This is a genomic window from Polaromonas sp. P4_F4 (genome assembly GCF_056401355.1).
This window is the reverse complement of the sequence record NZ_JBFUJO010000013.1, coordinates 128,049-139,995: the sequence shown is the minus strand read 5'-3', so window position 1 is coordinate 139,995 and position 11,947 is coordinate 128,049. Positions and strand designations below refer to the sequence as shown.

General features: G+C 62.0%; 12 protein-coding genes. 4 read left to right on the top strand and 8 right to left on the bottom strand.

Annotation, left to right across the window (positions count from 1 at the left end; genetic code table 11):
• Positions 1 to 54: 54 nt before the first annotated feature.
• Complete coding sequence (locus AC1DUR_RS15230; protein WP_477719683.1) at positions 55 to 1,110, top strand: IS630 family transposase; 1,056 nt, start codon at positions 55 to 57, stop codon at positions 1,108 to 1,110.
• A 175-nt stretch (positions 1,111 to 1,285) separates the two neighbouring features.
• Here the strand turns inward: AC1DUR_RS15230 and AC1DUR_RS15225 are convergent, their stop codons facing one another.
• Together AC1DUR_RS15225 and AC1DUR_RS15220 are read right to left on the bottom strand one after the other, a co-directional pair.
• Complete coding sequence (locus tag AC1DUR_RS15225; protein WP_477721725.1) at positions 1,286 to 1,924, bottom strand: NAD-dependent epimerase/dehydratase family protein; 639 nt, start codon at positions 1,922 to 1,924, stop codon at positions 1,286 to 1,288.
• Entirely contained in the window at positions 1,857 to 3,596 is a 1,740-nt protein-coding gene (locus tag AC1DUR_RS15220) for a DEAD/DEAH box helicase (RefSeq protein ID WP_477719681.1), read from the bottom strand. The genes AC1DUR_RS15225 and AC1DUR_RS15220 overlap by 68 nt, the downstream gene beginning before the upstream one ends.
• A 370-nt stretch (positions 3,597 to 3,966) precedes the next feature.
• Here AC1DUR_RS15220 and ettA point away from each other — a divergent pair, with 370 nt between their 5' ends.
• The 3 genes from ettA (at position 3,967) to AC1DUR_RS15205 (ending at position 6,865) form a co-directional block, all read left to right on the top strand.
• Entirely contained in the window at positions 3,967 to 5,628 is a 1,662-nt protein-coding gene (ettA, locus tag AC1DUR_RS15215; protein ID WP_477719680.1) for an energy-dependent translational throttle protein EttA, read from the top strand.
• 144 nt (positions 5,629 to 5,772) lie between these two features.
• The gene (locus AC1DUR_RS15210; protein ID WP_477719679.1) at positions 5,773 to 6,309 is read left to right on the top strand and encodes a DUF1415 domain-containing protein; all 537 of its coding nucleotides are present in this window, start codon (positions 5,773 to 5,775) and stop codon (positions 6,307 to 6,309) included.
• Between the two features lie 169 nt (positions 6,310 to 6,478).
• Positions 6,479 to 6,865 (top strand): hypothetical protein, encoded by a 387-nt coding sequence (locus AC1DUR_RS15205; protein ID WP_477721724.1) that lies wholly within the window; start codon positions 6,479 to 6,481, stop codon positions 6,863 to 6,865.
• A 175-nt stretch (positions 6,866 to 7,040) separates the two neighbouring features.
• Here AC1DUR_RS15205 and AC1DUR_RS15200 read toward each other — a convergent pair whose 3' ends face one another.
• The 6 genes from AC1DUR_RS15200 to AC1DUR_RS15175 form a co-directional block, all read right to left on the bottom strand.
• On the bottom strand, positions 7,041 to 8,462 hold the full coding sequence (locus AC1DUR_RS15200; RefSeq protein WP_477719677.1) for a TAXI family TRAP transporter solute-binding subunit: 1,422 nt from the start codon (positions 8,460 to 8,462) through the stop codon (positions 7,041 to 7,043).
• A 192-nt stretch (positions 8,463 to 8,654) separates the two neighbouring features.
• Positions 8,655 to 8,981, bottom strand: coding sequence for a copper-binding protein (locus tag AC1DUR_RS15195; protein ID WP_477719676.1), 327 nt, complete (start codon positions 8,979 to 8,981; stop codon positions 8,655 to 8,657).
• Positions 8,982 to 9,116: 135 nt separating this feature from the next.
• Positions 9,117 to 9,413 (bottom strand): copper-binding protein, encoded by a 297-nt coding sequence (locus tag AC1DUR_RS15190; RefSeq protein ID WP_477719675.1) that lies wholly within the window; start codon positions 9,411 to 9,413, stop codon positions 9,117 to 9,119.
• Positions 9,414 to 9,424: 11 nt separating this feature from the next.
• Positions 9,425 to 9,925, bottom strand: coding sequence for a DUF411 domain-containing protein (locus AC1DUR_RS15185; protein WP_477719674.1), 501 nt, complete (start codon positions 9,923 to 9,925; stop codon positions 9,425 to 9,427).
• Positions 9,906 to 10,430, bottom strand: coding sequence for a cupredoxin domain-containing protein (locus AC1DUR_RS15180; RefSeq protein WP_477719689.1), 525 nt, complete (start codon positions 10,428 to 10,430; stop codon positions 9,906 to 9,908). Before AC1DUR_RS15180 ends, AC1DUR_RS15185 begins: the two co-directional genes overlap by 20 nt.
• A 79-nt stretch (positions 10,431 to 10,509) precedes the next feature.
• On the bottom strand, positions 10,510 to 11,922 hold the full coding sequence (locus tag AC1DUR_RS15175) for a multicopper oxidase family protein (protein WP_477719673.1): 1,413 nt from the start codon (positions 11,920 to 11,922) through the stop codon (positions 10,510 to 10,512).
• Between the last annotated feature and the right edge of the window lie 25 nt (positions 11,923 to 11,947).

Below are 11,947 nucleotides of genomic sequence, written 5' to 3'. Positions count from 1 at the left end.
CTAGTGGACTGTAACGTTTAAAACGGAAGTATCATTGTGGCCATGGAGGTTGCGATGAAACTGACCAAAAGCGAACGCATGGAACTTCAACAGCAAGCTGCAGCGAGGAACGCCCGAGCCGATTCGGCGCGCCACGCCCGATTGATCCTGCTGCTGGCCGATGGGCTCACTTGGGCGGAGATTCGCACCAAGCTGGATTGCAGCGACAGCTACATCGATCGCTGGAGCAAGCGCTTTGAAAGTGATCGCCTGGCCGGCCTGTTCGCTCGTCATGCCGGGCGCGAGCGCTACAAGGTGACCGATCACATGGAAGCGCGGGTGCTGGCGCGCACCACCAAACACAAGCCTGCTGACGGCTCCACGCACTGGTCTTCGCGCAAGTTGGCGGCCGAACTGGGCGGCGACATCTCGCACATGACGGTGGCCAGAATCTGGGCCAAGCACGGCATCAAGCCGCATCTGCTCGAAGGCTATCTCACCTCCAACGATCCGGACTTCGAGAGCAAGGCGGCTGATGTCATCGGGCTGTACCTGAACCCGCCTCAGAACGCCGTGGTGTTCAGTGTCGATGAGAAGACCGCGATTCAGGCGCTGGATCGCCTGGACCCGGTGCTGCCGCTGTCACCGGGGCGCGCCGAGCGGCACGGCTTTGAGTATTTCCGGCACGGCACGCTCTCGCTGTACGCCGCCTTCAACACCAAGACCGGCGAGGTGATGGGCAAGACCGCAGCTCGGCACACCTCGGCCGAGTTCGTGGCGTTTCTCACCGACATCGTGGCCAATCAGCCCAAGGGCAAAGAGATCCACGTCATCGCGGACAACCTCTCGGCCCACAAGACAAAGCATGTTGACGAGTTCCTGGCCACTCACAGCAACGTTCATATGCATTTCACCCCGACGTACTCGTCCTGGCTCAACCAAGTGGAGTTGTGGTTTGCCAAGATCGAGCGCGATGTCATCGCCCGTGGCGTGTTTACGTCCTTGCCTGATCTCAAGAGAAAGCTCATGCGCTACATCCGTCAGTACAACGAGCAACCCAAACCCGTAAAGTGGAAATACTGCGATCTGTCACGGCGCATTACTCCCGATTCAATCGTTACAGTCCACTAGTGTGGTGTTGCATGCTTGACGGTACAAATAAAACCGATGGATTTTTGTTCAGGGCAAGGCGCAAACCATAGCAATAGTTCCGCTATTGCGCGGATTTGCAACGCCGACATGGGTAAAAAGACGCGGTTTTATGTACGGGATAGCGTGCAGCACCACACTGGAGGCCCGGGAAAACTCAGTGCGACCGCATTTCGCCTGAAAGCAGCACGCGAGGGCCGGGCCGGCCAAGCTGTACAGCGGTGATCAGGGCGGCGGCCACATCGTCCGCCGGGATGGCCCGGTAGTTGTTCGGGATCAATAATTTGAACAAAGCCATGGCGGCCAGCGCCCATTTTTCACCGGGGCGTTGCGCCTGCCTCAGCGAGGCGCGGTCGCCTGCGAGCAGGGAGGGACGCGCGATCACCACGGTCTCAAACCCCAAGCCCTTAACGGCATCTTCCATTTCGCCTTTGACGCGGTTGTAGAAAACCGGCGACTGGCTATCAGCACCCATGGCGCTGACGACACCCAGGCGGGTGGCGCCGGCGGCGCGAGCCGCGCGTGCCACTACCACCACCGCATCAAAATCAACGAGGCGAAAAGCCTCGCGGCTGCCCGCCACCTTGATCGTGGTGCCCAGCGCGATGAAGATGTCATCGGCCGCCGGTGCGGTAAATCCGTGGAACGAATCCGTCACCTGCACCACCAGCCGGGCGTGCTGCCGGGCTGGTGCGCGACGGCCCACCGCGTAGACCGTCGAGTAGGCCTTATCGGCCAGTAAACGAGCCAGGACCGCCTGGCCGACGAGGCCCGTTGCCCCGGCCACCAGCGCCACCCGAGCCGCCGCCACCGCCGGAGCGGTTGCCCCGGAAGTTGTTGCGGTTGCCGGTGGGTTGGCCGGATGATGGGAACCCGGAAGAGGCGTGGCTGGCGGGCTGATGGTTGTCAAAGTCATTGCGGGGCTCGCTGCGTGAGTCATTCCTCGGCGCACGGGGTTGCTCGTCGCGCTGACGCGCCTGCGCATGTCTCGGCTGGGCAGGCTGACCGCCTTGCGAATAACCCGAATTCTGGCGAGGCTGGCCTGGGTTGGGGGTGCGCGGGCCGCGCCCACTGCCATTGCCACTGCCATTGCCGCCACCGGCGGGGCCACGTCCGCGGCCGTTGCCGCCGCCATTACCGCTGCCGTTACCACCGCCATTCGCGCCACGCGCAGGCTGGGAGCCTTTGGTGTCACGAATGCGCTGCATCATTTCGCTGCGTGCTGCCTTGGCGGCAGCCTGCATCACTTCGCGGCTCGGGGGCTTGCCGAGGCCGCCCCAGATGGTCTGGCGACCCATGGCCAGCGGCTCGGCTCTTTCGCCGGGCTCGGCTTCAAAACCTGGCACCAGCACTTTTTCAATGTTCTGCTTGGTAAAGCGCTCAATGTCCTGCATGAAGCCTTCTTCGTCCAGACACACCAGGCTCACCGCCTCGCCGCTATTGCCGGCGCGGCCGGTGCGGCCGATGCGGTGCACATAGTCTTCACTGACGTTGGGGATCTCGTAGTTCACCACGTGCGGCAGCTCGTCGATGTCAATGCCGCGGGCTGCGATGTCCGTGGCGACCAGCGCGCGAATCGTGCCGTCCTTGAAACCCTGCAGCGCCTGGGTGCGGGCGGTCTGGCTCTTGTTGCCGTGCAGGGCCATGGCTTCGATGCCGTTTTTGGTCAGGTGCTCGGCCACATTGTTGGCGCCAAACTTGGTGCGGGTGAACACCAGCACCTGGCTCCAGTTGTGCTCGTTGATGATGTGGGTCAGCAGCGCCTTCTTTTTGCTGCGGCTCACCGGATGGATTGTCTGCGTGATGCGCTGCACGGTGGTGTTGCGCGGCGTCACCTGAATGTGCAGGGGGTCACGCAGCAGGCCATTGGCCAGTTCGCGGATCTCGTCGCTGAAGGTGGCGCTGAACAGCAGCGACTGCTTGTGCTTGGGCACCAGCGCCAGCACCTTCTTGATGTCGTGGATGAAGCCCATGTCGAGCATGCGGTCGGCTTCGTCGAGCACCAGGATCTGTACCTGGCTCAGGTCCAGCGTGCCCTGGCTTGCATGGTCGAGCAGGCGGCCGGGGGTGGCCACCAGGATGTCCACGCCGCGGCGCAGTTTGTCGATTTGGGCCCCCATGCCGACACCGCCGAACATCACCATGGAGGTGAGTTCCAGATACTTGCCGTAGGTGCGTACGCTTTCTTCGACCTGCGCGGCCAGCTCGCGGGTCGGCGTCATGATGAGGGCGCGCACGGCGTTGACGCCGCGCCGGTTGGTCAACCGGGGTTCGGTAGACAGGCGCTGCAGCAAGGGCAGGGTGAACGCGGCAGTCTTGCCGGTACCCGTCTGGGCGCCGCCGAGCAGGTCGCCGCCGGCCAGCACGGCGGGAATCGCCTGGGCCTGGATGGGCGTGGGGGTGTCATAACCTTGCTCAAGCACGGCTTTAAGAATGGCCGGGGCCAATTTCAATTCTTCAAATGTCATGGTGTTGCACCGCTGGGGTGCTATAGATCGGCCTGTTGGGCGCCTTGTTTGAAAGCAACCCGCCAGTCAAAGGCAGATGGGATCAGAAAATCGGGCCAAAAAACATCGTAAGTAAGTACTGAAAGTAATACCCGGGATGTGCCCAAATGTTGCAGGCAACTGGAGCCAGCAACCCGCGTATTGTCGCACGGAACGATAATCGGAGGGTTCACGCAAAAAACACGCCTTGCCAAAAGGCGTTGCCCCAGAGGCGCAGCGCGTGGTTTTAGCCTGCAGATGACCCTGCAAAAAGCCTGTAAAAATAGCGGTTACAGGCCGCGTGCAGCCCGTTTTTTTGCATTGTTTTTCATTTTTACCAAAGTTGATCCTGATGGCCCAGTACGTATTTACCATGAACAAGGTCGGCAAAATCGTGCCGCCCAAGCGCCAAATTCTCAAAGAGGTGTCGCTCAGCTTTTTCCCAGGCGCCAAGATTGGCGTGCTGGGCACCAACGGCTCCGGCAAGTCCACGCTGCTCAAGATCATGGCCGGCCTGGACACCGAGATCGAAGGCGAAGCCACCCCGATGCCGGGGCTGAACATTGGCTATCTGCCGCAGGAGCCCAAGCTCGACCCCGGGCACACGGTGCGCGAGAGTGTCGAGGCCGGCATGGGTGCGGTATTTGCCGCCAAGGCCCAGCTCGAAGCGGTGTACACGGCCTACGGCGAGCCCGATGCCGACTTTGATGCCCTGGCCGCCGAGCAGGCTCGCCTGGAAGCCATCATCGCCACCTCGGGTACAGATTCCGAGCACCAGCTCGAGATTGCCGCCGACGCGCTGCGCCTGCCGCCCTGGGACGCCCAGATCAGTGTTCTGTCGGGTGGTGAAAAACGCCGCGTGGCCTTGTGCAGCCTGCTGCTGTCCAAGCCCGACATGCTGCTGCTGGACGAGCCGACCAACCACCTGGACGCCGAATCGGTGGACTGGCTGGAGCAGTTTCTGCAGCGCTATTCGGGCACCGTGGTGGCCATCACCCATGATCGTTACTTCCTGGACAACGCGGCCGAATGGATTCTGGAACTGGACCGCGGCCACGGCATTCCCTGGAAAGGCAACTACAGCAGCTGGCTCGACCAGAAAGGTGAACGGCTGGCCCAGGAGCAAAAGGGTGAAGAGGCCCGCGCCAAGGCGCTGAAAAAGGAACTGGAGTGGTCACGCCAGAACCCGAAAGCGCGCCAGGCCAAGAGCAAGTCGCGTCTGGCACGTTTTGAAGAGCTGTCTGATTTTGAATACCAGAAACGCGTGGAGACCAACGAGATTTTCATCCCGGTGGCCGAGCGTCTGGGCAATGAGGTCATTGAGTTCAAGGGCGTCAGCAAGTCCTTCGGCGACCGCCTGTTGATCGACAACCTGAGCTTCAAGGTGCCGGCCGGCGCCATCGTCGGCATCATCGGCCCCAACGGTGCGGGCAAGTCCACGTTGTTCAAGCTGATTGCCGGCAAAGAGCAGCCGGACAGCGGCGAAGTGGCGATCGGCAAGACAGCGCGCATGGCTTTTGTGGACCAGCACCGTGATGACCTGGCCAACGAAAAAACCGTCTGGGAAGATATCTCGGGCGGCCTTGACCTGCTCACCGTCGGCAAATTCACCATGCCCAGCCGCGCGTATGCGGGACGCTTCAACTTCAACGGCGCCGACCAGCAAAAACGCGTCGGCATGCTGTCGGGCGGTGAGCGCGGGCGCCTGCACCTGGCCAAGACACTGATCGCCGGCGGCAACGTGTTGATGCTTGACGAACCGTCCAATGACCTCGACGTGGAAACCCTGCGCGCGCTCGAAGACGCACTGCTCGAATTCGCCGGCTCCGTCATGGTCATCAGCCACGACCGCTGGTTCCTCGACCGCATTGCCACGCACATCCTGGCCGCCGAAGGCGACAGCCAGTGGACCTTCTTCAACGGCAACTACCAGGAATACGAAGCCGACAAGAAAAAACGCCTGGGTGAAGAGGGTGCCAAGCCCAAGCGCGTGCGCTTTAAGGCATTGCATTGAGCCCCCACGCTTTTCACTTCGTGTAATGCGCTGCCCCCCGGGGGGGCCGCTGCGCCTGCGGCCCGGCTAAGCCGGTTCCGCGGCCCCTGCTGGGGTGAAGAATCCCCACGATCGCTCACTGCGTGTAGCTCCCTGGAGATAGGTATGACCGACGACGAAGTCCTGACTCAAACCCGTCACTGGCTCGAAAAAGCCGTGATCGGGCTTAACCTGTGCCCGTTTGCCAAGGCGGTGTACGTGAAGAACCAGGTGCGCCTGGTGGTGAGCCATGCCCGGCATGCGGACGACCTGCTCGAAGAGCTGGACCGCGAGCTGGACCTGCTGGTGGCCACGCCGGCCGAAGAGGTCGATACCACGCTGCTGATTCACCCCACGCTGTTCGAAGACTTCCTGGACTTCAACGATTTCCTGGAAATCGCCGAAGGCGTGGTGGACGAGCACGGCCTTGACGGCGTGGTCCAGCTGGCCAGCTTTCATCCGCAGTTCCAGTTTGACGGTACCGAACCCGACGACATCAGCAACTACACCAACCGCGCGCCGTTCGCCATCCTGCACCTGCTGCGCGAGGAGAGTGTGGCGCGTGCGGTGGCGGCCTTTCCCGAGGCTGATGCGATTTTTGAACAGAACATCGCGACGCTGGAAAAGCTGGGGCTGGACGGGTGGAAGGCCCTGGATTTGTAAGGCAGGCTGTCAGGGAAATCAGTCGACCACCTGCGCTGACGGGTTGATCTGTCGACAGCCTCTGCCTTCTGAACAGGATACTTCCTGAGGTCGGGGTCAACCGGTTGCCCCGGGCAGCTATACGCTGGTACTCACAGGATCGGGCCGCGCCACGGCCGTCGTCACCAGCGTGCCTGTGGTGACAGACACGGTGACGGCCCTCAATACCGCCGGCACCGCGCTCAACCCACCGGTTTCCGCCACCGGTACCGTGAACGGCACTGCACCGCTGGACACCCTGGTGCGTGCGCAACAGATCCTGACGGGCGGCACCACGGTGGAAGTGGCGGGGCGTTTTGTGGATGGCCTGGGCAACTATTCCTACCTGCTGCCCGTCGACGCGCCGCAAGTGGCGCCCTACGTGGCAGTACCCGGCCCGCTGGTATTTGTGGCCGATGCGGGCGCTGCCGGCAAATACACGCTGCGGGCAAGCCTGACCGGATTTTCGGACAAGACGGCCATGCTCCCCGTGTTGACGTCCGGCGCCACGATCACTACCAACTTCACTTTCCCCTGAATCATCAGGAGAGGATGGAAGAGGAAGCTGGCAGGCCCTGAAGCCTGAACAGCCAGGAAAAACGGCTTGAGCGCCTGCGCTCCACACGTGTTTACCGGAGCGCCGGCGGTCAAGCTTTCCTGTACCGCCACCGGGGTGGGCGATGCTTGACGGGCCGCTACTGTCGCCAGTGGCGCTACCGCTGTTGCAGCTTCTGGCGCACCAGCTGGATGTTGTTGCGCAGCGCATAGAGCTCGTCGGTGTAGGACAGCGGGACGACAATTTTTTCGGCGCGGCTTTCCATCTGGTTGAGCTCGTCAATCAGCGGGCCCGTAGCCTCTGCCTGCCCGGCCCGGCTCTCGATGTTTCGCAGCTGGCCATACCATCTGAAAATGCGCGAACGCACCCGAAACTCATAGAGCGGCGGCACGATGCGCGACAGCGGCAGCAGCACCGCGATGATGATGCCCATGACCAGCCACATGCGTTCGACCAGGTTGGCCACCCAGAAGGGCAGGTAGCGCTGCAGCAGCGGCGCACCGGCCTGAATGCTGCGCTCGGCCTCTTTGGCCACCGGCAATTCGTTGTTCTTCACATTCGGGTATTCGCGCGCCCGCTTGAACCAGCCGGCACTGCCATGGATCTCGTTGCCGGCCAGCGCAAACAGCTGCAGCAGCGCCGGATGCGTGCCGGCCCGCGTGAGCAAGGTGGTGGTGGGCGCGACCAGGCGGACATCCTGCGGTGGAATATTGGCGGCCAGATCCACCACGCCGCGCGGCAGCACCGCAGGACTCAGGAACTCAAAGCGTCGCGAGTAGGCTTCACTCTGCGCAAAGTCCATGAGCTTGACGCCGGGCGTTTGCAGCAGCATCTGCACCATGAGCGACTCGGGGGCCGACGCGAACACAATGGCGTCGAGCTCGCCGCCGAGAAAGGCGACGGTGGCGGGGGTTTGTTCGAGTCGGGAAATTTTCAGCGCGCTGCCGTCAATGCGGTTGCTTTCGAGCAGCTTGCTCATCAGGTTAGGCACACCGCTGCCGGGGGTGCCGACGTTGACGCGCAAGCCTTGCAGTTGCGTCAAGGCGCTCAATGTAGCCCCCACGCTTGCCGCTTCGCGTGCTGCGCTGCCCCCCGAGGGGGCTGAGCTTGCTTGGGGCGGCCCTGCGCTACGCTCGGTAGCCCCCATGCTTGCGTTGGCCTCTGACGTGACTTTGCGTGCAGCGGCCTCCCGGTAAAACAGCCATACCGGTTCCAGGAACAGGCTGCCCAGCGATTCCAGCTTTTCATCGTTGTCCACGCCCGCTTCGCCCGTGCCACCCTGCACGAATCCCAGGTCGGCCTTGCCCTCGCGCAGCAGCTGCAAATTGGCGGCCGATCCTTCGGAGGGCAGCAACACGACCTCGATGCCATCCTTCGCAAGAATGCGTGCGTAGCGCTTGCCAAACTCTTCATAGGCGCTCTGTGCAGGGCCTGTGGCCAGAACCACCCGCTTGGGCGGATTCGGATCCAGCCACCAGTAGGCCAGCACCAGCAGCGAGACGGCCAGCAAAATGAAAGGGCCGGCGGAGACGGCCAGATCGCGCAGCGATAGCAGCGTGTAGCGTATGGTTTTAGGCATGTTGCGAACCATAGCATGGAGGGCGTTCAAAACGCCTGCAGCAGAGGCTGCACAAAGGCAAACCAGCCGCCCACTGCGCAGACCGCCAGGCTGGCCAGGTAAACGCGGACGGAACTTGCGCGGATTCGCAGGCAGACGCGCCTCAGCGCAGGGTCGACGGGGCAGGGCGCGCTAGCGCATGGATGCCCTTCTTCATTTCGTCGCCCGGATCCGGGTGATGACCGGCTCGTCATCTTGCAGCTCCACTGAAAAGCGAATCTTGTCGCCGGCTTTGAGCGGCTTCAGCATGGCCGGATCTTTCACCTTGAAAGGCATGGTCATGGCGCCCATGTCGATGCTCTTGATGCGCTCGTGCCGAAGCGTCACGATGCCGCGGTCAGCGTCGACCTGGACGACCCGGGCGCTGACCACTTCTGTCTGGGTAGCCGGTGGCGGGCCGGCGTGCGCCGGTGCCAGGGTGACCGCCGCGAACAGCGCCGCCAGCACCAGTGTGGGCCGCGAAAATAGAAGTTTCCTCATTCCAGTCTCCAGAAGATGGGGCAGTGCATCGGTTGCCCTTTTTCAACACGTCCGCCGGGCTGCGGGAGGTTCAATTTCCAATTCGGAGAGATTGAACCGCAGGAGCAATGATCAATGGATAGATAAATAGACCGCTTACTTGAGGGCCTGAATGGACAACACGGTATACGCCCCGTTGATCTTGTCCGCGGTGAAGCTGACCTTGTCGCCAGCCTTTACCTGCTCCAGCAGGGCGCGGTCCTGGACCTGAAACACCATGGTCATGCCGGGCATCTCGAGGTTTTTGATCTCGCCATGCTTGAGCGTGATCTTGCCGGCATCCTTGTCGACCCTGCGGACCTCGGCCTCGGTCGTCGATGAGGGGGCCTGTGCAAAGGCGCTCAGGGCGCAAGCAGCCAGAAGAACGGTGATCAGGGGTTTAAAGCTTTGCATCGAATGATCCTTCAGGTGCGGTGGTAACTTTGATAAACACGGCTGCTGCCATCGCGGTTGATGAGGAGCACGTCATACGGGTCCTTGCGCCCGCCATAAACCGGTGCATCCATACCCGGTGAGCCGACCGGCATGCCGGGCACGGCAAGGCCGATGACCGATGGACGCTCTTTCAACAGACGGTGGATTTCCCGGGCGGGCACATGGCCCTCGATGGCATAGCCGCCCACCAGCGCGGTGTGGCAGGAGCCCAGCTTTTCAGGCACGCCGAGCCGGGTTCTGGCTGCGGTATTACCGCCGCTGTTCACCTGCACCTGAAAGCCACCGGCTTCCAGGTGCTTGACCCAGTCCTGGCAGCAGCCGCAGTCCGGGTCTTTCCAGACCGTGATCTGGGGCGGGCCGCTGCGTGCCAGCGCGTGCAGGGGTTGCGTGAGCAGCGCAGCCGCAAGTGCAGCCAGCGGCAGCCGGAGCGCCGCCCGGCGGGAAACGTTCTCAATGTTTATGGTCTGCATGGCCATCTCCTTTACCATTTTCTTTAATCAGTACCTTGCTGTTGGCTACATTCACCAGCCCCTTCATGCCGGCCTCATAGTGCCCGGGCTGCAGGCAGGCGAAGTCGACCTTGCCCGCCCGGGTGAATTGCCAGATGATCTCGCCGCTTTTGCCTGGCGCGACCGTCACCATGTTGGCGTCTTCGTGCTCCATCTCCGGGTTTTTTTTCATCACTTCGTAGTGCTCCTTCAGGTCTTTTTCCGAGCCCAGCACCAACTCGTGCTTGACCTTGCCAAGGTTCCTGGCGACGAAGCGGATCGTCTCGCCCTGCGTGACGGGAATTTTCGAGGTGTGAAAGCGCATGTCATCCGTCATGTCGACGACCACCGTGCGTGTCACCCGAGATGCGACGCCAGGCTTGCCGATCGCGTCGTCCGCGTGGGAACCGCTGTGGTTGCCCGCCGCCAGCGCCGACAGGGACAGCAACGCGCAAGGCAGCGCGAGCAGGGTGTTACGTAATTTCATGGAATGCCTTTTCAACGATATTGGTAAAAAAATGTATGCGTGCTTCATATCGATGCCTGGTTTGTCAGTGTCTGGTATGTCAGTGTTTCATGGCGCCCATGGGCTTGCGGACCTGGACTTCGACTTCTTTCATCGGCATGTTCTGAACGGGCATTGATTTTCCTCCCTCTGCGGCAAAACGTGCGGGGTTAGGCAGAGAGCCCGTCCATTCATAGGCGACTTCACCGGCCGGGTGCTTGTGCCAGCCTGGGTCCTTGTAGTCACCGGGCTTCTGGTCCTTGCGCACTTTCAGCACTGAAAACATGCCGCCCATCTCGACAGAGCCGAAAGGTCCCGTGCCTGTCATCATGGGCGCGGTGTTGTCGGGCAGGGGCATTTCCATCTCGGCCATGTCGGCCATGCCGCGTTCGCCCATCACCATGTAGTCGGGAATCACGTTGGTGATGTCCCGTGCGACCTGGCGGTGGTCCACGCCAATCATCGTGGGCACGTCGTGGCCCATCGCATTCATGGTGTGGTGGCTCTTGTGGCAATGAAAGGCCCAGTCCCCTTCCTCGTCGGCCAGGAACTCGATCTGCCGCATCTGGCCCACGGCCACGTCGGTCGTCACCTCATGCCAGCGCGCCGCTTTCGGTGTGGGGCCGCCATCGGTGCCGGTCACGACAAATTCATGCCCGTGCAGATGGATGGGATGGTTGGTCATGGTCAGGTTACCCATGCGGATGCGCACCTTGTCATTCTTGCGCACCACCAGCGGGTCAATGCCCGGAAAGACCCGGCTGTTCCAGCTCCACAGGTTGAAGTCGAGCATGGTCATGATTTTGGGTGTGTAGGCGCCCGGGTCGATGTCGTAGGCGTTGAGCAGGAACACAAAGTCACGGTCCACCTCGTCAATCAGCGGGTGCTTCGCCTTCGGGTGGGTGATCCAGAAGCCCATCATGCCCATGGCCATCTGCGTCATCTCGTCGGCATGCGGGTGGTACATGAAGGTGCCCGGGCGCCGGGCCACGAATTCGTAGACAAAGGTCTTGCCCGGTGCAATGGCGGGTTGGGTCAGGCCCGACACGCCGTCCATGCCGTTGGGCAGGCGCTGCCCGTGCCAGTGCACGCTGGTGTGCTCCGGCAGTTTGTTGGTGACAAAGATGCGCACCCGGTCGCCTTCCACCACCTCGATGGTCGGGCCGGGCGACTGGCCGTTGTAACCCCACAGATGGGCCTTGAAGCCCGGAGACATTTCGCGCACCACCGGCTCGGCCACCAGGTGGAACTCCTTGACGCCGTTGTTCATGCGCCAGGGAAGCGTCCAGCCATTGAGCGTGACGACCGGGTTGTAGGGGTGGCCGGTAGTGGGCACCAGCGGCGGCATGGTGTCGGGTTTTGTCTGCAGGACCGGCTCCGGCAGCGCCGCCATGGCAACTCTGCTGACTGCCGCGGCTGCGACTGCCGTAGTCAGTGCGCCAGCGCCTGTCAGAAAATTTCTTCTGTTTGTCATGTCAATTCCGATTCATCAGTTTGTG

What these genes read in the sequence shown, in the direction of transcription:
- AC1DUR_RS15180 (WP_477719689.1), bottom strand. Translation starts at nt 10,430, where the DNA reads ATGAAATTACGTAACACCCTGCTCGCGCTGCCTTGCGCGTTGCTGTCC.
- AC1DUR_RS15200 (WP_477719677.1), bottom strand. Translation starts at nt 8,462, where the DNA reads ATGCCTAAAACCATACGCTACACGCTGCTATCGCTGCGCGATCTGGCC.
- AC1DUR_RS15210 (WP_477719679.1), top strand. Translation starts at nt 5,773, where the DNA reads ATGACCGACGACGAAGTCCTGACTCAAACCCGTCACTGGCTCGAAAAA.
- AC1DUR_RS15195 (WP_477719676.1), bottom strand. Translation starts at nt 8,981, where the DNA reads ATGAGGAAACTTCTATTTTCGCGGCCCACACTGGTGCTGGCGGCGCTG.
- AC1DUR_RS15175 (WP_477719673.1), bottom strand. Translation starts at nt 11,922, where the DNA reads ATGACAAACAGAAGAAATTTTCTGACAGGCGCTGGCGCACTGACTACG.
- AC1DUR_RS15190 (WP_477719675.1), bottom strand. Translation starts at nt 9,413, where the DNA reads ATGCAAAGCTTTAAACCCCTGATCACCGTTCTTCTGGCTGCTTGCGCC.
- AC1DUR_RS15185 (WP_477719674.1), bottom strand. Translation starts at nt 9,925, where the DNA reads ATGCAGACCATAAACATTGAGAACGTTTCCCGCCGGGCGGCGCTCCGG.
- AC1DUR_RS15230 (WP_477719683.1), top strand. Translation starts at nt 55, where the DNA reads ATGAAACTGACCAAAAGCGAACGCATGGAACTTCAACAGCAAGCTGCA.
- AC1DUR_RS15220 (WP_477719681.1), bottom strand. Translation starts at nt 3,596, where the DNA reads ATGACATTTGAAGAATTGAAATTGGCCCCGGCCATTCTTAAAGCCGTG.
- ettA (WP_477719680.1), top strand. Translation starts at nt 3,967, where the DNA reads ATGGCCCAGTACGTATTTACCATGAACAAGGTCGGCAAAATCGTGCCG.